This window comes from Paenibacillus methanolicus (assembly GCF_008124765.1).
Taxonomy (GTDB): domain Bacteria; phylum Bacillota; class Bacilli; order Paenibacillales; family Paenibacillaceae; genus Paenibacillus_Z; species Paenibacillus_Z methanolicus.
This window is the reverse complement of record NZ_VNHS01000013.1, coordinates 1-18,033: the sequence shown is the minus strand read 5'-3', so window position 1 is coordinate 18,033 and position 18,033 is coordinate 1. Positions and strand designations below refer to the sequence as shown.

The 18,033-nt window shown below is 58.3% G+C and carries 12 protein-coding genes, 16 tRNA genes, 1 rRNA gene and 1 pseudogene; 4 read left to right on the top strand and 26 right to left on the bottom strand.

Annotated elements, in window-relative coordinates; translation table 11 throughout:
* Nucleotides 1-22: 22 nt before the first annotated feature.
* Nucleotides 23-1,326 (bottom strand): annotated as a pseudogene (locus BCM02_RS36520) (DUF4153 domain-containing protein).
* Nucleotides 1,327-1,695: 369 nt separating this feature from the next.
* Between BCM02_RS36520 and BCM02_RS29410 the strand changes: the two are divergent.
* Nucleotides 1,696-3,633, top strand: coding sequence for an ABC transporter substrate-binding protein (locus BCM02_RS29410; RefSeq protein ID WP_148932705.1), 1,938 nt, complete (start codon nucleotides 1,696-1,698; stop codon nucleotides 3,631-3,633).
* A gap of 61 nt (nucleotides 3,634-3,694) precedes the next feature.
* Here the strand turns inward: BCM02_RS29410 and BCM02_RS29405 are convergent, their stop codons facing one another.
* The 6 genes from BCM02_RS29405 to BCM02_RS29380 form a co-directional block, all read right to left on the bottom strand.
* The gene (locus BCM02_RS29405) at nucleotides 3,695-4,795 is read right to left on the bottom strand and encodes a hypothetical protein (protein WP_148932704.1); all 1,101 of its coding nucleotides are present in this window, start codon (nucleotides 4,793-4,795) and stop codon (nucleotides 3,695-3,697) included.
* A gap of 181 nt (nucleotides 4,796-4,976) precedes the next feature.
* Nucleotides 4,977-5,600, bottom strand: a complete 624-nt coding sequence (locus BCM02_RS29400) for a nitroreductase family protein (RefSeq protein ID WP_148932703.1) — start codon at nucleotides 5,598-5,600, stop codon at nucleotides 4,977-4,979.
* Between the two features lie 264 nt (nucleotides 5,601-5,864).
* Nucleotides 5,865-6,260, bottom strand: coding sequence for an acyl-CoA thioesterase (locus BCM02_RS29395; RefSeq protein ID WP_148932702.1), 396 nt, complete (start codon nucleotides 6,258-6,260; stop codon nucleotides 5,865-5,867).
* A gap of 33 nt (nucleotides 6,261-6,293) precedes the next feature.
* On the bottom strand, nucleotides 6,294-7,682 hold the full coding sequence (gene fumC / locus BCM02_RS29390; RefSeq protein WP_148932701.1) for a class II fumarate hydratase: 1,389 nt from the start codon (nucleotides 7,680-7,682) through the stop codon (nucleotides 6,294-6,296).
* An 86-nt stretch (nucleotides 7,683-7,768) separates the two neighbouring features.
* Nucleotides 7,769-8,902 carry a metallophosphoesterase gene (locus BCM02_RS29385; protein WP_148932700.1) on the bottom strand — a complete coding sequence of 378 codons (1,134 nt, stop codon included), beginning with the start codon at nucleotides 8,900-8,902 and terminating at the stop codon, nucleotides 7,769-7,771.
* A gap of 78 nt (nucleotides 8,903-8,980) precedes the next feature.
* The gene (locus tag BCM02_RS29380; RefSeq protein ID WP_148932699.1) at nucleotides 8,981-9,814 is read right to left on the bottom strand and encodes a transglutaminase domain-containing protein; all 834 of its coding nucleotides are present in this window, start codon (nucleotides 9,812-9,814) and stop codon (nucleotides 8,981-8,983) included.
* Nucleotides 9,815-10,035: 221 nt separating this feature from the next.
* Between BCM02_RS29380 and BCM02_RS29375 the strand changes: the two genes are divergently transcribed.
* Both BCM02_RS29375 and BCM02_RS29370 read left to right on the top strand, forming a co-directional pair.
* Nucleotides 10,036-11,910, top strand: coding sequence for a 3-oxoacyl-[acyl-carrier-protein] synthase III C-terminal domain-containing protein (locus BCM02_RS29375; RefSeq protein ID WP_148932698.1), 1,875 nt, complete (start codon nucleotides 10,036-10,038; stop codon nucleotides 11,908-11,910).
* Nucleotides 11,907-12,788 carry a DUF6999 family protein gene (locus BCM02_RS29370; protein ID WP_148932697.1) on the top strand — a complete coding sequence of 294 codons (882 nt, stop codon included), beginning with the start codon at nucleotides 11,907-11,909 and terminating at the stop codon, nucleotides 12,786-12,788. The genes BCM02_RS29375 and BCM02_RS29370 overlap by 4 nt, the downstream gene beginning before the upstream one ends.
* Nucleotides 12,789-12,950: 162 nt before the next feature.
* Here the strand turns inward: BCM02_RS29370 and BCM02_RS29365 are convergent, their stop codons facing one another.
* A complete protein-coding gene (locus BCM02_RS29365) occupies nucleotides 12,951-13,784 on the bottom strand; it encodes an amidohydrolase family protein (RefSeq protein ID WP_148932696.1) in 834 nt (277 codons plus the stop codon).
* A 159-nt stretch (nucleotides 13,785-13,943) separates the two neighbouring features.
* On the opposite strand from BCM02_RS29365, the gene BCM02_RS29360 reads away from it, so the two are divergent.
* Nucleotides 13,944-14,816, top strand: coding sequence for an AraC family transcriptional regulator (locus tag BCM02_RS29360; RefSeq protein WP_148932695.1), 873 nt, complete (start codon nucleotides 13,944-13,946; stop codon nucleotides 14,814-14,816).
* 216 nt (nucleotides 14,817-15,032) lie between these two features.
* Here the strand turns inward: BCM02_RS29360 and BCM02_RS29355 are convergent.
* The 18 genes from BCM02_RS29355 to BCM02_RS29270 all read right to left on the bottom strand — a co-directional run.
* A tRNA-Gly gene (locus BCM02_RS29355) sits at nucleotides 15,033-15,107 on the bottom strand.
* 3 nt (nucleotides 15,108-15,110) lie between these two features.
* Nucleotides 15,111-15,197 (bottom strand) — tRNA-Leu (locus BCM02_RS29350).
* Nucleotides 15,198-15,208: 11 nt separating this feature from the next.
* Nucleotides 15,209-15,284 (bottom strand) — tRNA-Thr (locus tag BCM02_RS29345).
* A 15-nt stretch (nucleotides 15,285-15,299) separates the two neighbouring features.
* A tRNA-Asp gene (locus BCM02_RS29340) sits at nucleotides 15,300-15,376 on the bottom strand.
* A 14-nt stretch (nucleotides 15,377-15,390) separates the two neighbouring features.
* Nucleotides 15,391-15,467, bottom strand: a tRNA-Met gene (locus tag BCM02_RS29335).
* Between the two features lie 9 nt (nucleotides 15,468-15,476).
* A tRNA-Glu gene (locus tag BCM02_RS29330) sits at nucleotides 15,477-15,551 on the bottom strand.
* 128 nt (nucleotides 15,552-15,679) lie between these two features.
* Nucleotides 15,680-16,864, bottom strand: a complete 1,185-nt coding sequence (locus BCM02_RS29325; protein WP_148932694.1) for an MFS transporter — start codon at nucleotides 16,862-16,864, stop codon at nucleotides 15,680-15,682.
* 110 nt (nucleotides 16,865-16,974) lie between these two features.
* Nucleotides 16,975-17,051, bottom strand: a tRNA-Pro gene (locus BCM02_RS29320).
* 8 nt (nucleotides 17,052-17,059) lie between these two features.
* Nucleotides 17,060-17,136: transfer RNA gene (locus tag BCM02_RS29315), tRNA-Arg, on the bottom strand.
* Between the two features lie 6 nt (nucleotides 17,137-17,142).
* Nucleotides 17,143-17,217, bottom strand: a tRNA-Gly gene (locus tag BCM02_RS29310).
* Nucleotides 17,218-17,221: 4 nt separating this feature from the next.
* Nucleotides 17,222-17,308 (bottom strand) — tRNA-Leu (locus BCM02_RS29305).
* 9 nt (nucleotides 17,309-17,317) lie between these two features.
* A tRNA-Leu gene (locus BCM02_RS29300) sits at nucleotides 17,318-17,403 on the bottom strand.
* 15 nt (nucleotides 17,404-17,418) lie between these two features.
* A tRNA-Lys gene (locus BCM02_RS29295) sits at nucleotides 17,419-17,491 on the bottom strand.
* A gap of 6 nt (nucleotides 17,492-17,497) precedes the next feature.
* Nucleotides 17,498-17,572 (bottom strand) — tRNA-Gln (locus BCM02_RS29290).
* Between the two features lie 19 nt (nucleotides 17,573-17,591).
* Nucleotides 17,592-17,666, bottom strand: a tRNA-Glu gene (locus BCM02_RS29285).
* 15 nt (nucleotides 17,667-17,681) lie between these two features.
* Nucleotides 17,682-17,769, bottom strand: a tRNA-Ser gene (locus BCM02_RS29280).
* A gap of 6 nt (nucleotides 17,770-17,775) precedes the next feature.
* Nucleotides 17,776-17,851, bottom strand: a tRNA-Asn gene (locus BCM02_RS29275).
* A gap of 88 nt (nucleotides 17,852-17,939) precedes the next feature.
* Nucleotides 17,940-18,033 (bottom strand): 23S ribosomal RNA (locus BCM02_RS29270); the annotation flags it as partial.

The following is an 18,033-nucleotide window of genomic DNA, read 5'->3' as shown; positions in this document are numbered from 1 at the left end:
GCAGCTACCTTCATGCGAATGGCTAAACGTACACAAAGGCGAGGACCGTAGAGGGTCCCCGCCTTTGCTGCTTTGTTTCGCGGGCCGACCGGACTAATTTCCCCTCATTCGCTGCTTCCCACGACTGCCAGCCCCTCTCCCCGCTAGCCTCCTCTTGCATCCGCTGTAGTGCCGGCTTGATGCCTCGCAGCTTCGGATGACGCTCATGCAACTTCCGCAGCTGAGGACCCGCATCCATGGACAGCCCCGTCAAATAATCGATGTCGATATCTCCGGTTTGCTCGTAGCGCGCGATATTCTGGCTTGCGATGCGCGCATCCAAGTTCACGTAATTGAGGATGACGTACGATAACAGTCCGAGTCCGATGAACGCTTTCGCAAGCGAGATATGCTCGCGCCAAATGCGCGCGAACGCGAAGGCAAGCAGCGCCGCCAGGAACAGCATGAAGCCGTGCACGAGCAGCCGCGTGACCGTGTACCCGTAAGCCTCCTCGTATAGCGACAATCGTATATACGCCGAAGCGAGCATGACGAACGTGCAGCCGACAATAAGGCCGAGCAGCGTTCTGCGCGCATGTTCGAGGGCGCCCGGCTCGCGCTTCAAGCCGTGAAGTCCAAGCAGCAGTAAACCCAAATTAATTAGCGCGACAAGCACCAGCTCCACGAATCCGCGCCGCGCATAGGCGGCGTAAGCCGTCCCTTCCGGCAGCAGGCCGTCAGCGGCGGCGAACAGCACGTAGACGAGGGCCACGCTGCCAAGCAGCGTGCACCCGGTCACCGCGTGCAGACGCATGTCGACCTTGTAGGCTTCGCCCGGAACGCCGTCTCGACGCTTCGCCATACTCGGCCCCTGCTCCGGGAATAACAACCCCCAGAAGTAGCAGAAGACGTACAGCGCGACGACGAGCGCGACGACGATCCGGACGACCGCTTCGCCCAGCTGCGCGCCTTCGAACAAGGCGGGAATTCGGCCAAGCCACGCTTGGAAGACGCCATCCGCCGCCGCGAGCAGCAGCACGACACGATCAGTACCGGAACCGCGAGCAGCAAGCCGAGCAGCGCTTGTCCTGCCGCTGCGCGCCCTTCCTCCCGCCGTCCTCCCCGCGCCGTCAGCTCGCGGATCAGCCGGAACGGGACCGCGCCTTGTTCCATCGCGCGAATGAAACTGATGTGGAATAGATCGGCGTAGAACGCCGCGCGGTACCACGGCTTGCTGCTCGCGCGGGTCAATTGCGTCGCCTGCGCGAGCAGCATGGCCGGAATTAACAATGCGTTCAATGCGCGGAACAACTCGTTCGAGAACAGGGCGTAGCTTGCGGAGAGCATCGCGATCGGGATGAACAGCAGCCAGCCGGAGCGGCATTGTCCCCGCCACTGATCCAGCCCGCCGATTCTGCCTTTCATAGCGTAGTAGAAGATGGCGTATAAGGCCAAGACTATTAGCGGAACCGATAATCCCGGCTCGTGTCCCACCAGCGCGTATTGGCTGAACGCGCCGAATAGCAGCGCGATCGTCAGCAGCCGGTCGTATCTTTTTTGCCATGGTGCGGGATCTCATGCGCGTATCGCTCCTTGCGATGAAGAAATAGACTTGCATTTTGATGCCGTTCTCCCTTATATTGTAGCCATGAAAACAAGAACAAAAAGTGCAAATTCAACTCTGGAAATTTCATATTTTAATTAGGAGATCTTTCCGTGAAAATTCGCAGGCATTATTTGGCGCTCCGCCAGCATTACGCGCAGATCCGGGACGGCGAACCGTTCGAGGCGACGACCGGCGAGCTATCGGGCGTGATCGACTGCACGCATCGCAACATGGTCATGCTGCTCAAGCGAATGCAAGAAGAACGATGGCTGACGTGGGAAGCGAAGCGAGGACGGGGCAACCGTTCGACGCTGTGTTTCCTCGCCAGCGTGGAACAGACGGCGCTTCAGGAAGCGCAGGAGCTGATCGAGCGCTCGGACTTGCGGGCTGCGCTTGCGCTTCTGCAGTCCCTCGAAGAACAAGGAGGCGCCCGGGAACAGTTTCAGCAGTGGCTGAGCGGGCAGTTCGGGTTTCATTCCGAGCGGCGCGGCGCCGCCCGTTCCGATATTTTACGCTTTCCGCTGGCGCAGACGATCTATACGCTGGATCCGGCCGCGACGCATTACGCGGGCGAATCCCATCTGGTCGCCCAGTTGTTCGACGGTCTCGTCCGGATGGATGTCCAAGGGCAAGGCATCATTCCCCATCTCGCGCATGCCTGGGATACGGACGAGACTCGCACCTTATGGACGTTCTATCTGCGCAAAGGCGTGCTGTTCCATCACGGGCGCGCGATGGTTGCCTCCGACGTCAAATATTCGCTGGAACGGCTTCGCAAGCTTGCGCCGAACGGCTTGTACAGCTGGGCTTACGGCGACATCGCGGACATCGAGACCCCGGACGAGACGACGGTACGTATACGTCTTGCGCACCGCAACGAGACGTTTCTCTCCTTCCTTTCGACGAATCGGGCTTCCATCGTACCGCAGGACGTCTGCGAATCCTCCGGCGACGAGTTCGGCCTGCGGCCGGTCGGGACAGGCCCGTTCCGGCTAACGGGAAACGAGCAGGGAGTCTGGGTGCTGGAGGCGTTCGGTTCCTATTTTCAAGGTCGCGGCTTTCTCGACCGGGTGGAAGTGTGGACCATGGACGGCGAAGGCGGCAATCAGGAGGCCTCCCGTATGCCCGCTTTCCAAGTCATGCACAACGTCCGCATGGCGGATGCCGCCTCGGGAGGCTGGCAGCAGATACGTCAATCCGGCATGACCTGCAAGTTCTTGACGGTGAACGAGCTGAAGGACGGCCCGCTTCGCAACCCGCGCTTTCGGGCGGCGCTGAGCGCGGCGATCGACCGGGACGCGCTTCTCGGGTTGCTGTCCGGCGACGTCCTTGAACGGGCGGAAAGCTTCTGGCCGATCGAGGTAGAACCGGCCGCGTCCGACGACCTCGGCCGTCGTCGCGCAGCCTACGACACGGGACAAGTCGGTGCAAGCAACGGCGTAGCGACGCCCGAACAGAGACGGCAGCCGATAGAGCCTTACGGTTCTGCGTCACTATCGGCTGCCGAGATGCCGATCGCCTCAAGCCAGGCACCGGCGGGACCGGCCGCGGCTGGCGATCTGCGCGACAAGCTGCGGCTCGCTACGATCCCGCAATACGCAGCCGACGCGAGCATCATTCGGCAGTTGTGCGGCCAAGCCGGCATCGACGTGGACATTCAGTTCCTCCCCGCAGAGCTGTTCAAAGGCGAAGCCCGCATGAGCGCCGATCTGCTTCTCTTCGCGGTCATGCTGGACGAACACCGCGAGCTCCGGCTCGTCGATTTGTACAGGAGCCTCCAGCAGCATACGCTGCCGGATATGCGTCTCTGGCTGGACCAAGCGATCGAGCACGTACTCGCCGAACCGGACCCGGCGCGTCGCCGAAACCTGTTCCTCGCGATCGAAGAGAAACTGATGGACCAAGGCGCGCTCGTGCTGCTCTACCGCAAACATTTGAAGACGGCCTTTCAGCCGAACGTGCGGGGCATCGCGCTTGAATCGCTCAGTTGGGTACGCTTTCGCGATCTATGGTTCGTCCCGGACATGCAAGAAGAGCAGGCGCGCTAGGCGCCTGCTCTTCTTGTATGCTTCGGGACACGCCGCGAAGGCGTTGCTAATTAGCTTGCTCTTATCTATGCGTTGTGGTTTCCGCGGCCTTTCTTCTTCTAATCTTCATCCAAGCGACAAGCCAGCACGCCGCCAACAGCCCCGCCATGACCACCCGAATCATCCATACTGCCAGGAAATCGATGATCTTATCGCTGCTGACCGAATGGACGTAGAAGTACGTAAACGCGATTAACGCCGGCGTTCCAGCAGCCAAAATAAGCGATTGTCTGAGCCGCAGTGCGGCGTAGAACAGTCCAGCGGCCGCGATCAAGACGATGAGCAGGCTGATCAAATTATGCCGAAGCGGCGAATTCGTCCCGTAGATCAGCCCCGAAGCATCCACGACGGACAGCCGCCATTCCGCTTGCGGCAGGGCGCCAAGCTTGGCGCCGTACGTGACCCCGTTCAGCTTCGTCAGCGGGATGCTCGAGTGCACGCGAAACTTGCGATCCGGCACGCGCAGCTCCAGCTCGACGGCCGTTTCTCCCTCCCAGAACGCAGCCGGCGTCATGTAATACAGATAAGAGTGAAGGGGCTGGACGACGCCGATCCGATGAAAACCGGCATAGTCCGGGTAGCCCATCGTTACGGTTTTCTCCTCGCCCGCGGCAAAGGAAAGGCGGAACGAGTAGCCCATAACCGGCCGCTCGCCGCTCCATGTCCCCGGCGAGCGCTCGCGATACCGAAGCACCTTGCCGCTCAGCGGCTCCACCACCTCCAACGCGGCTTCGCTTCTCATCCAATTATCGAGCTGCACATTCGAGATCGCCTTCTTCTCCAAGACGCGTTCGCCCTCCCGGACATGGAACTCCTTCTCCGGGGATGACGGCGTAATGAACAGCAGCTCGATGTCCTTCTGTTGCCCTTTCCCGTTGCGCAGCACGTATTCGACTCCGACATGCGCGATATCGTGACGCTCTCGGTCGATCTCGTACACGATCTTCTCGCGGGTTAACGCAATACCCGAATCCTCGTCGAAGCGCAGGGGCCCTTGCCCGGCCGGCGGCCAAGACAGCGCCCCGCCGTTCGCATGCGCCTCGCCAGTCTGCTGCACCGCGAACAAGCAGGCGAGCAAAGCCAAGAATACAAGACGCGCGCTAGCGCGAATGAAGCATTTCATGATCTTCCCCCTTCTCTCTCGCCGACACGCTCTCCACTTGACCGAAGTGCCTTTTAAACCAAATATAGGAAATCATACGACAACCAGCCGCGACGCGCAACAAGCAAATCCGTTTCCGATCCGCCACGCGTCCGCAAAAAAAAGCAGCCGGTCTCTGCCGACTGCCCGTCCGATCTTCTCCTTACGCCTTCGCCGTCGCTTCGATGACGCTCTCGCGAAGCGGCCGACGGCCGTTCGGCGCCTCGCGCTCGCGAAACTTCTCGTCCAGCGTCTCTAGACCGCCGCGATAGCCTAATGCGACAACCGCATGGAGCTCCAACCCATCCGGCAGCTCCAGCGTCTCTATGGCCTTCGCTCGGTCGAAACCGCCGACCGCGTGCGCGATCAGACCGAGCGCCTGCGCCTGCAGCGCGATGGATGCCCAAGCCGCGCCCGTGTCGAAGGCGTGCGCCCCGTTCGGCTCTCCGTTGTCGCGGAGCGGATTGGAAGCAAGCAGCAGCAGCACCGGCGCACGGTCCGTCCAAGCCCGGTTGCCGGGCAGAATGAACGATTGGAACAGCTCCAGCTGTTCTGGCGTCTTGGCGACGATGAATCGCCACGGCTGCAAATTGTTAGACGATGGCGACCAGCGCCCCGCTTCCAGCACCGTCAGCAGCGTCTCCTCGTCGACGGGCGTGTCCGCGAACGAACGGGGAGACCAGCGATTGAGGAACAGCGGCGTAACCGCATGGTCGGCCTGTCGGCGGCCGGCCACCTCGTCGGCTACTTCAAGTACGAAGGATGGGTTCGTTTCAGTTTGGCTCATGGTTACATGCCTCCTAATAATGGGATTTTGCGCGTCGCGCAAGTTCTGCCGGCGCGGCGCTCGAACACGTGGCTAGGGCTTGCCTAAAACAAAAGGAGACCCAGGCTCGCGCTTGCGTCTCCAGTCATCTGGTCAACGTTCATAACTCCGACTAAAATAACCGGAATAATATAATTTTACTGCCGCAATCTCCGTCGAGTCAAGCACGGCCCAACTGAAGGAGCGGCACATTGACGAAAGCCATCTCCCCCGGCAACGGATGGATCATGCCGGGAACAGTGCTCTCAGCGCTTCGGGCATTTCGCGGCTCGCGCGCGTCGCCGCGTCCATCGCCACGCTCGTCACGAGCGCGTCCGCGCATACTACGTCCTGCGCATTGCGAATTTCCTGCCGGAGCACATAGCTGCTGCGTCCCGCCTTCTCCGGCGCGGTGATGACCGTAAGCTGGTCGCCTTGTTTGCATTCCCGACGGTAATTGATATTGATATTAACCGTTACCGTCTGCACGCCCAACGCCACAAATCTCTCGTAGGGCAGCTCCATGCGCTCGTACCATTCCTCGCGGCCCCACTCGAGGTATTCCAAATATTTCGCGTTGTTGACATGTCCGTTCACGTCGATCTCTGTGGAGCGCACGATCAGCTCCAGCGCCACTTCCATGGTCTCCATCTCCCGCTTCAATATGAGCCAGGCTTAAGCGTTCGGCGAAATCATATCCTCCGCGCGAACGACCTCGTCGAACTTCTCGGCCGAGATCAGGCCGCTGCGGATCGCCGCCTCCCGCAAAGTCAATCCTTCCTTATGGGCGGTCTTCGCGATCGTCGCTGCGTTCTCATAGCCGATATGCGGGTTCAGCGCCGTCACGAGCATGAGCGATTCGTTCAAGTGACGCTGAATCGTCTCCCGGTTCGCTTCGATGCCGACCGCGCAGTTTTCGTCAAACGAGCGCATGGCGTCCGCCAGCAACCGCGCCGATTGCAGGAAGTTGTGGATGATGACGGGCTTGAACACGTTCAGCTCGAAATTGCCCTGGCTCGCCGCGAAGCCGATCGCCGCGTCGTTGCCCATCACTTGGCAGACGACCATCGTCAAAGCTTCGCTCTGCGTCGGATTGACCTTGCCCGGCATGATGGAACTGCCCGGCTCGTTCTCCGGAATGCGGATCTCGCCGATGCCGCAGCGCGGACCGCTGGACAGCCAGCGCACGTCGTTGGCGATCTTCATCAGATCGGCGGCAAGCGCCTTGAACGCGCCGTGGACGAATACCAGCTCGTCATGGCTTGTCAGCGCATGGAATTTGTTCTGCGCGCTTTTGAACGTTTTGCCGCTCAGTCTGCTGATCTCCTCCGCCGTGCGGTCCCCGAATTCCGGATGGGCGTTGAGCCCCGTGCCGACGGCCGTGCCGCCGATCGCAAGCTCGCGCAGCGTTTCCGCGCTCAGCCGGATCATCGCGTCCGCCTTCTCCAGCATGCGCACCCATCCGCTGATTTCCTGGCCGAGCGTCAGCGGCGTCGCGTCCTGCAGATGCGTCCGTCCGATTTTGATGACGTCCTGGAACGCGTCGCGCTTCTGAATGAGCGTCGATTTCAGCTGGTCGATCGCCGGCAGCACGTCGTCTTCGACCGCGATCAGCGCGGCGACGTGCATCGCCGTCGGGAACGTGTCGTTGGAGCTTTGGGAGCGATTCACGTCGTCGTTCGGATGAACGCTGCCTTCGCCTGCCCGCTCTCGCAAAATTTGCGTCGCGCGCCGCGCGATCACTTCGTTCACGTTCATGTTCGACTGGGTGCCGCTGCCGGTCTGCCAGACGGCCAGCGGGAACTCCGCGTCCCAACGTCCGCCCAACACTTCGTCGGCGGCATCGGCTATGGCGTCGGCCTTGGCCGGATCCAGCTTGCCAAGCCCTTTATTGGCGAGCGCGGCGCTTTTCTTCAAGTAAGCGAACGCTTGAATGACCGGAAGCGGCATTTTCTCCACGCCGATCTTGAAGTTCTCTAGACTGCGCTGCGTTTGCGCGCCCCACAGGCGATCCTCCGGCACCTGGATTTCACCCATGGAATCCTTTTCGAGTCGAAAACTCATTTGACCTACCTCCCAGTATGTTGTCCACCTACATTGTACCCGAGCCAACGTTTTCCAACCGTCCGACTTTAGCCGGATTTTTCCCGCTACCCGGTAAAGGTGACCCGGATATCGAGCACCTCGCTGCGGCTCCCGATCCGCACCGGCGGCCCCCACGTGCCGAAGCCCGAGGATACGATCACATGCATGGCGTGCTTGCGCATATACCCCCAGTCCAGCTCGAACAAACGACGCGTAATCCAATGGTTCGGCGCCATCTGCCCTCGATGCGTATGGCCGGAGAGCATCAGATCCGCCCCTGCCTCGGCCGCCTTCTCGAAGGCGTAGGGCTGATGGTCGAGCAGCAGGATCGGCTTGGCCGGATCCAGTCCGTCCAACAGCTCGGCGACGGGCAGGCGACCGTTCTGCATGGCCTCCGCCGCCTTATCCTTCCGGCCGGCCACATAGAAGGAATCCGCCACCAACACCGTCCGGTCGGTCAGCACCTCGATGCCGATCGCCTTCATGCGCTCCATATATTCGGAGATATGCCCGCCGTAGTATTCGTGGTTGCCAAGCGAGACGAAGACCCCGAGCGGAGCGCGCAGCTCCCGCATCACGTCCGCCATCCGTTCGCGCGCGAACGGCTCCACGCTGTCGTCGAGCACGTCGCCGGGCATCAGAATCAAGTCGGGCTTCAGCTCCTCCGCCTTGCGCACGAGCCGTCTCAAATGCCGCTTGCCGACGATATTGCCCAAATGCAAATCCGAGGCGACCATGACGCGCAGCGATTCATAGGCGCCGCCGGACTTCCCGATCTCGATGTCGTACCGTCTTACGATCGGGCGCCACGCGTTCCAGGATCCCTTGAGCAGCAGGAGCAGCAGCGCGCCGCTAGCCGTCCACCCAGCGACGGGCAGCGCCGTATCCGACTCCATGCCGGCGAGCCGGAGCGCGCCGTAGATCAGGTCTCCCGCGGGCACGAGCAGCAGCGCATAGAACAACACGGCGAGCCCGTAAGAGCCGATCTGCTTCAGGAGCGCGTAGCCCCAATAAGGGAGCGCGCGGCGCAGCAGCATAGCGGCTATATAAGCAATCGCAATAACCGCGTAGACGATCCAATACGCGCTCATCATGCCTTCCGGCAGAATCGACGACCAGAACAACGAGCCGTTCCAGCTAAGCCAAACGTTAAGCACGAGAAAAACAAACAAAAACGACAACGCAGAAACGATATTCATCCCTATTCGACTCCCATGATTAATTCGCGGTATACCCTGCAAGCTGCAGCCAGGCTATCCGCATCTTTGCTTACCCGCTCAACTAGCCGGTTCATCCTCGCGTCCGGCCGCCGTTCCCGCTTCCGCTTCCCCAGCGGCCGGATACGCTTTCTCCCAACGGTGATCCTTACGCATTTCCGCATCGCTTCTCAATAAATACTTGCTGCCGGCATGACCTGGCTTATCCGGCAGCGGGTCGTCCCATGTCGCGTCCACGTGATGCCAACCGTCCTCGAGCCGAACCAGATTCCAGACATGGCTGCCGCTATCCACTTGACCTTCGACGATGCGGCTCTCGATTCCCGCCTCCGTCAGCATCCGTTGATTCAGCAGAGCATAGCCTTGACAGACCGCCTTGCCTTCCGTCAGCGCCTCATAAGCCGTATACCTCGCCAAGTTCTCGTCATAGGCCAACCGCAGCACGATCCAATCGTGGATCGCTCTAACCTTCTCGCTGTCGTTCATTGCGGGTGTCACAATGGCCGCCAGCGTCTGCCGAACCTGTTCGTCGACATATCGGGTCTGCTCCGCCGATTCCCGGTAGCGCACGTTCATCGTCACCGTGGCGGTGCTTCCCCATGCCCGCACCGAATAGAAATAAGCATCGACGACGTACGCCGTATAATCATCCGCTTCGATCGCGCGCCGGGCGAGCTCCGCGATGTTCGCCGACAGTTCGGCGCGGTCGCCGGTATACGCTAATTTAATGACGGGCTGCCGTTGTTCTACCTGCATCGCGATCTCTTGCTCGAGCGCAGACGGCGTCGAGGTGCTCCGCGCGAGCGCCTCCGCGTCCATGAAGCGCATTTCCGCGCCAAGCCCGAACGTTAACGCCGCCGCCGCTAGTCCTAGCCGAACGATCATCCTGCTCATGATGACAGCCCCCTTAAGTAGCTTCTTGTCCTCATTATACCTTCCTTGATTTGGAGAAGAAAGGCCGGTGCCCTGCTCCCAATGCCCCTCGGGCTCGTCCCCTTTCGAAGGTACTAGAGAGAATTAGTACTATTCGCACAGGTTCAATTCTTAGATGATACGACTAAAGCAACAGCTTCGATCCTTCTGCACCCAACCCGTTCATATTAGGAGGTTCCAACATGAATCCCGTCTATATAACCAGCATCGGCAAGTTTCTGCCCGGCCCGCCCGTCGGCAACGACGAGATCGAAGATTATTTGGGCCGCATCGGCGGCCGGAGCTCCAAATCCATGCGCCGCATCTTGGAACAAAACCGGATTCGCGCCCGCCATTATGCGATCGACAAGCAGCAGAGAAGCCTCTATTCGAACGCCGAGATGGCGCAATACGCCATTGACGACGCGCTGAGGCGCCATCCCGAATCGCTCGATCGGCGGATCGGATTCCTTGCCGCCGGCACGACGCAGGGCGACCTGCTCGTTCCGGGCTTTGCCAGCATGGTGCATGCGCGGAGCGGTCTGCCCGCGATGGACGTCGCGACGCATCATGGCGTCTGCGGCAGCGGCATGCAGGCGATGAAGAACGCCTATTTGCGCGTGGCGACGGGCGAGGCGGAGGCCGCCGTGTCGTGCGCGAGCGAGTTCCCGAGCCGTATTTTCAAACACGCCCGCTTCGAGAAGCAAGCCGCCTTTATGGATCGCCCGATTCCGTTCGATACCGACTTCCTGCGCTTCATGCTCTCCGACGGCGCAGGAGCCGCCGTGCTGGAACGACAGCCCGCCTCGCGCGGCCTGTCGCTGCGGGTGGAGTGGATCGACAACATGTCCTATGCCGACCGTTACGAGGCCTGCATGTACGCCGGCGTCTCGTCCGATGCGGACGCGCCGGCCAGCTGGCTCGACTACCCTTCCGTTCAGGAGGCGGCGGATCGCGGCGCCATCAATCTCAAGCAGGATATCCGGCTCGTGAACGAAATGCCCAAGGTCGGCGTGAATCGCTTCTTCGAGCTGGTCGCCGAAGGGAGGATCGACCCGGCGCGGATCGACTGGATGGTCTGCCATTACTCGTCGCACTTCTTCCGGGAAGAGATCTTCCGCCTGCTCCGGCTCGGCGGGCTGACGATTCCCGAAGAGCGCTGGTTCACCAATCTATATACCAAAGGCAACACAGGCGCCGCATCGATCTACATCATGCTCGAGGAGCTGATGAACGAAGGCCATCTGAAGCCGGGCGAGCAGGTGCTGTGCATGGTGCCGGAGAGCGGACGGTTCCAGACCTCCTTCATGCTGATGACCGTCGTCGGGTCCGCGGACGACCAACCGGCCGCCGCGGGCATCCCCGCCACAGAACGCGAGCCCGAGGCGCCGCATCTGGATTACGATGCCGCCAGCGCGACGCAAGCCTTCCTCGTTCGCGAGCTCGTGCAGGTATGGATCGACTTCGAGCAGAAGCTTGCCCGCGTACCCGTTATTCGCCAGCTATACGATGGCAAATTCACGCTGGAGCTGTATAAACAGCTCATGGAGAACATCCGGCAGCAGGTCATCGACGGTTCCCAATGGATCGCACGCGCCGCCTCCTATATCGCGATCGAACATATCGACTTGCGCTCCTTGTTCATCGCGCATGCCCGGGATGAGCATCGGGATTTTCAAATTCTCGAACGGAACTATACCGCGGTCGGCGGCGATCTTGCCGCGATCCAGTCCGGCGACAAGAACATCGGCAGCGAGGCGCTCTCCGCCTACCTGTTCCAGCGGGCCAGCCGGGACAATCCGTTCGATCTGATCGGCGCCATGTGGATCATCGAAGGACTCGGCTGCCGGATGGCCCGGTATTGGGGCGAAATGATCCAAGCCCAGCTTAACCTGACCGACGAGCAGGTGTCGTTCCTGATCTATCACGGCGACTCGGACGAGAAACATTTCGAGCGGCTCGAAGCCGCGATCGCCCATCCGATGCTGACGATGGACATGGCGGCGCGCATCGTCAAGACGGCCAAAACGACGGCGCGACTATACGTGCTGCAATTAGAGGAGCTGGGGAACGTATGAACCAACAACCGAACCATTTTCAGCGGATGGCTCACGACAAGCGTGACCCGGACCCTTTCCTCGCCCTATACATGGACCGCAGCATCCCGTTCAACGAAGAAGCCAAGGCCGCTTATCTCAAAGACTGCTCCGGCAAATCGCGCCAGTTTCTGCTGCCCGTCCTCCGCCCGTTCGCCCGGCTGCTCATCATCGTCCTGCAGCTTTACAAAATCGTCGTCCCCAAGGCGCTGACTTCGTCGCGTCTCCTTCACAACGTGCTGTATTGGGGCATGCGCACGTTCGTCGGCCCGGAAGCCAACTTCATGATTTTGCGCCACTTCTACCTCGGCTCCGAAGTGCTGCAATTCATCCGCGACAACGTACCGGGCGTTGCAATCGAACTGAATCCGCTCAAGCCGACGAACCTCGAACCGGTGAAGGACGATCTGTTTCTCATTCACGACCTGAACCTGTACAACTTCGTCATCAATCTGAATCGGGAGCTGAGCGAGAAGGGGCTGGAGATGACGAAGCAGGAGCGGTTGAATTTCGACGCCATCTCCAACAGCCGTATTCCGATCGAGCCGATGCCACGTCGCTGGACGAACTTCATGGACCTCACGACGGCGATCGAATGCTTCACGCCGGTCTATCAGCTGTTCCTGACCGACAATGATTTTTGGCGGGCGACGAATTCGCTCCAGCTCGACGAGACGATCGGCATCTACGCCTCCCGCATCGTTGGCAGCAACGAACGAATGGCGCTCGTGAACAATAAGCATCCGATGGTGCCGCTGACCACGCTGCGCGCAGGCTTCCGGCTCGTCCTCCATGGGCTCGCGACCGAACAGCTGCATGCGACGTTGGTCGAATTGAAACGCCAAGAGGCCTCTTCCTGACGGAAGAAGCCTTTTTGGCGATTCAGTTGATTAACCTGCCGGATGCACGACGTCTGCGCTGCATAGGGCACGGCAAGCGTTGTCTAAGCGTCTAACAGGCTACTTCACGAAGCCTTTCATTCATCGCTCCGGCCCCTAGTTGAGACAGAGACTGGCTGCCCATTACTTGAGCCGATAAAAAGCCGCCGCGTTCCCGCCGAACAGCTTCTCGCGTTCCGCCGATGTCCATTCCTCCGGCAAAGCGCGCTCCAACGCATGTAAGACGTCGGTATAGCTGCCCGCCAGCAAGCAAACCGGCCAGTCGCTGCCGAACATGACGCGGTCCGGTCCGAATTGTTCCAGCACATGGCGAATATACGGCACCAGCTGTTCCGGCTTCCAGTTCTGGTGATCCGCTTCGGTTACCATCCCCGACAATTTGCAGTATATATTCGGCATCGCGCCGATCGCCGCCATTTGGCTGCGCCACGGATCCTGGACGCCTTCCGCGATGCGCGGTTTGCCCACATGATCGATCACCGCATGCAGTCGCGGCACTTGCTCCAGCGCTTCCATCAGCGCGTCCAGCTGCGGGGTTTTGACCAATAGATCAATCGGCGTGCCTTTCCGCTCGAAGAAAGAAAGCGCCTCCAAATATCCGCGTTCGAGAATGACCGAAGCATCCGTAAGATCTTGAAGCATCGTGCGGAACCCGACGAATTTCGGATGTCCGGCAAAACGTTCGTAAGCGTGCACATAAGAGGGATTGAACATATCGACCCAACCGACTACGCCCGCGATCGATTCATCGCATTCCGCCAGCTCCAGCAAATATTCCGTCTCCGCCAGCGTCGCCGCCGCTTGCACGACGATCGTCTTCTCGATTCGATGCCGCTGCAATTCAGGCTGCAGGTCGGCGGGCAAGTAATCCCGGCACAGCACCGGCATCTCCGGACCGATCCAGCCGTAATCGCCTCGGCTTAATTTCCAGTAATGCTGATGGGCATCAATACGCATAAGTCCCCTCCTGCTTGGAATAGGATGGTTCATAACGGACGTTCTTTTCTATTGTATCAGCATATCTTCGCCAAGAAGTCGCTTTTCATTGCAGATTTGTACTCTTTCTTGCTATTTTAGGAGAAAGCGAGATTAATCGACTCAAAGGAGCCTCTGCACGTGAAACCATTGCGTAAACAGTTCAAGCCAGGAAGCCCGTTCATGTTCGATATCGCTTACCGAGAAACCAAATCGTCGCACACCGAGCTGCCCGAGCATTTTCACGACTGGTATGAAATCGTGTATATTTATGCCGGCAGCGGAACCTTCTTTATCGATCAGACCCTATACGACGTGAAGCCCGGGGATCTGTTCCTAATTCCCGGCGACACGATTCACCGCACGTTGCCGGACGCCACCGATCCGGTTATCGCCACCGCTCTATATTTTAGCTCGCTGCTCATTCCGCCCAATGTATACGGGGACGGCTTCTCCTTCTTGGACGCATTCGAGCACAGCAAACAAACCAAGCAGTATCAGCTGGATACGCGTACATATCGCGAGATGGTCGAACAGCACATGGATCGAATCCATGAGGAGCTCTGCGAGAAACGGCCGGGCTGCAGACAAGCGATTCAACTCGCGCTGCAGCAACTTCTGCTCGTGCTGGCGCGTCACACGACGCCTTGTACAGCCTCGGACAGCGTTCCGACCACGCATGTATGGCCTTGGATCGGCCAGGCGCTGCAGTATATCGAGGACCATCTATTCGCGGATATTCATTTGCCGCATCTCGCGCGCGAAGCAGCCGTTAGTCCTTCGCACTTCAGCCGGGTATTCAAGCAGCTGACCGGCATGAACGTCACGGAGTATATTCTCACCAAACGCATCCTTAGCGCCAAAGAACTCCTCACCCGTACCGACGACAAAGTCAGCGACATCGCCGCGCAATGCGGCTTCGAGAGCTTGCCCTACTTTCATAAGAAATTCAAGGCCGTCACCGGCTCCACGCCTTCGCGCTTCCGCCGGTTGACGCTAAATTTCCCCTCTTGAATAGGGGAAATTGGAATCGCAAAGAGCCTTCCTTCCTCAAAGGGGGCTCTTCTTGCTGCTCTCGTATATTAATAAGGCCGATCCATGAAGAAGCCTGTTCATACCTTTGTTCTTCCCCGACCACAAGCCCTATTGTCTTGGTCCCGACTATCTTGTGTCTGCATACAGAATAACAAAAAAACGTTCAGCATTATCGCTGAACGTTCGTTTCGCATATGGAGCGGAAGACGGGAATCGAACCCGCGACCCTCGCCTTGGCAAGGCGATGCTCTACCGCTGAGCCACTTCCGCAGATGGTGCGGTCAAGAGGACTTGAACCTCCACGTCATTGCTGACACTAGAACCTGAATCTAGCGCGTCTGCCAATTCCGCCATGACCGCATATGAAAAGCTGGTGCCGCCGAGAGGACTTGAACCCCCAACCTACTGATTACAAGTCAGTTGCTCTACCAGTTGAGCTACAGCGGCAAAATATGAAGGGAATGGCGGAGCCGACGGGATTCGAACCCGCGGTCTCCTGCGTGACAGGCAGGCATGTTAGGCCTCTACACCACGGCTCCGCATTCAAAATATTTGGTTGCGGGGGCAGGATTTGAACCTGCGGCCTTCGGGTTATGAGCCCGACGAGCTACCGAGCTGCTCCACCCCGCGATATTAATATGGTGACCCGTAGGGGATTCGAACCCCTGTTACCTCCGTGAAAGGGAGGTGTCTTAACCCCTTGACCAACGGGCCTTACTCGCACGTTTGTTTCACACGAACGAATGTTAATATAACATATATCCCATGAACTTGGCAACACTTTTCGAGTAAAAAAAAGAATTTGCGGAATGACGTAAAAAAACGTCAGATTCCGCATTCTGTTACTCGCCGATTTTCGACTTGATCCTCGATTCCGTCCCTGAATCGGGCTTTTCTTCGACCGTTCTCCAAACGGCGAGGCTGAACATAACGCCCGCGAACGCCATCGCGGACATGAGGAGATAAACCTTCTCTCCGCCAATCCGGTCGAACAGCCAGCCGCCTGCAGTAGAGCCGACAACGCCCGAGATCCCAAAGAACAGCACGGCCAATAGCGTCTGCCCCGTCGCCTTCCATTCTTCCGGAATGATGCGATACAGGAACTGAATAGCCGCGCCGTAGAAGAGGACGAATGATACGCCCTGCATGATTTGCAGCCATACGACCGCTTCCGGAGTCGAAGCTAGTCCGCTTAGCAAAAACCGGATCGCGTAACACCCCGCCGCAAGAGTGATGACAGCCATTTCTCTGCCAGGTTTGATCAGCTTGCCGCTTAACGCGAAGAACAACACTTCCGCCGCGGTCATCACCGTCCAACTATATCCTACCTGTACCGTGCTCCCGCCAAGATGTTCCACGTACAATCCGATAAAAATATCGTTCATGCGGTGGGGAACCGAGATAATGAGAATAAGCGCAAAGAATAACAACGTCTTCCTCGCCTTCAGAAATGCCTTTAAATCGCTTTGGCGCATTACTTTTGCGCTAACGGGGGCATCTGGCAGTAGAAAGCCTAGAAGAAGCGTAAGCGTTCCGTAACCGACAAATAAATAGACATACGACATCCTGCCGCCAACTTCGCCGGCATAGCCCACAATCATCGAAGCAACAGCATAGCCGAGCGCGCCGAACATACGAATCGATCCGAAGGCAACGCCTTGTTGTTGAGATATTTGCACATTCAAACTTTCCATAAGCGGATCCGTTGGCATAAAGAACAAGTACATGAGCACAACGAGTCCGGACAGCAGCATCAGTTGCTGCGATTGAAACAAAACCGCCCCCACGATGACCGACAGTAAAATGAGCAGCAGTAACACCTTCTTGACCGTTCGCAGGCGATCGCTAATTATCCCCCACATCGGTTGCGCCACCATTCCCACGAAACCGCCTAATCCGATGAGCAGGCCGATCTCCGTCTTGGTTAAGCCAATCGACGACAAATAAACGGGCAGGAACGAAAGGAAAATCGCAAACAGCGAAAAATAGACAAAATTATAGATGCGAAGGACATGAACCGGCATCATTCATCGCACTCCTTTTCTTGACATCATCTATCCAAGCATAAATCAAAAAACCGATCACCCGGAGGCGATCGGTTTTCACTATGTAGACTAGCATATTTAATTGAAAAATATGGTCGGGATGACACGATTTGAACATGCGACCCCCTGGTCCCAAACCAGGTGCTCTACCAAGCTGAGCTACATCCCGTAATAAAATGGCGCGCCCTGAGAGATTCGAACTCCCGGCCTTTTGATTCGTAGTCAAACGCTCTATCCAGCTGAGCTAAGGGCGCACATTATGGAGCGGAAGACGGGAATCGAACCCGCGACCCTCGCCTTGGCAAGGCGATGCTCTACCGCTGAGCCACTTCCGCATAATGGTGCGGTCAAGAGGACTTGAACCTCCACGTCATTGCTGACACTAGAACCTGAATCTAGCGCGTCTGCCAATTCCGCCATGACCGCATAATAAGATGGTGCGGTTGATGGGACTCGAACCCATACACCCGGTGGGCACTACCCCCTCAAGATAGCGTGTCTGCCAATTCCACCACAACCGCATATGAAGACAAAAGTGAGCCATGTAGGACTCGAACCTACGACACCCTGATTAAAAGTCAGGTGCTCTACCAACTGAGCTAATGGCTCGAAAAATGGCTGGGGATCAAGGATTCGAACCTTGGCATGACGGAGTCAAAGTCCGTTGCCTTACCGCTTGGCTAATCCCCAACACGTGAGCATGTAAAGATGGTGACCCGTAGGGGATTCGAACCCCTGTTACCTCCGTGAAAGGGAGGTGTCTTAACCCCTTGACCAACGGGCCCTGTTGAAAGAAGAACGGAGAAGGAGGGATTCGAACCCTCGCACCACTTACGCAGTCTAACCCCTTAGCAGAGGGTCCCCTTGAGCCACTTGGGTACTTCTCCATGAAATGGCTCCCCGAACAGGACTCGAACCTGTGACAACTCGATTAACAGTCGAGTGCTCTACCAACTGAGCTATCAGGGAACATTCAGGTGTTATTACACCCTGAAAACTGGATACGAAACTCAACACTTTAGCTGTGTTTTGTTTAAGCTCTTGCGAACTTAAACGTTAGGATAAGCCCTCGACCGATTAGTATTCGTCAGCTGCACGCATTGCTGCGCTTCCACCTCGAACCTATCAACCTGGTCGTCTTCCAGGGGTCT